Raw genomic sequence first — 623 nt, forward strand, 5'->3', positions numbered from 1 at the left:
GCCTTATCATTTGTCGGATACCATTCACGATCTATTTCTACTAAAATAAAAAGCCCATGTTCGTCACCAACAGGCTGAAATGATTTTCCATTTCCTTTCCATATTGGAAGATTAATTTCTGATTCTAACGTTGATGCTACGTTTGAAACGTCCAATACAGGCAATCCAACTTCACTTATACAAAGAATGTCTTTGTTAGTGAATTCACCAGTAGCAGTACTTTTAATATTGTGGCGTGCAATGTATTCCACGATGTTTCCTGAGGGATCATAAAAATAAACAGCATGTGCGTTCCAATCTATAAATTCAAACTCATCATGGGATTCATTTTGCAATAAAGTTACCCGTTTTGATAAATATTCTTTAGCTAGTTTAAATTGGCTCTCATTAATATTAACAGCAAAATGGTAAAATGGTCTGTCATCCTTTTCATCTGTTTGTATAAATGTAAGGCTGGTTTCACCAACCGTTAATGTGAACGAACTATCATCTTCTTTTAATAAACCTATGCCTAAATTCTGAACATAGAAAATTTTCAGTTCCTTCAGCAAGGTAGTTTTAAATTTAACTTCTTCAAAAATCAAGTTCTATCACTCCATTCTTATGAGCATTCAATTTTAATA

General features: G+C 32.9%; 1 protein-coding gene. It reads right to left on the bottom strand.

Annotated elements, in window-relative coordinates:
• The coding region (locus tag GC097_RS24220) for a VOC family protein (RefSeq protein ID WP_171685886.1) at positions 1-584 on the bottom strand (584 nt) is incomplete at its 3' end.
• Positions 585-623 lie beyond the last annotated feature (39 nt).

Origin of the sequence: Paenibacillus planticolens (assembly GCF_013141725.1) — a bacterium.
GTDB lineage: Bacteria > Bacillota > Bacilli > Paenibacillales > NBRC-103111 > Paenibacillus_E > Paenibacillus_E planticolens.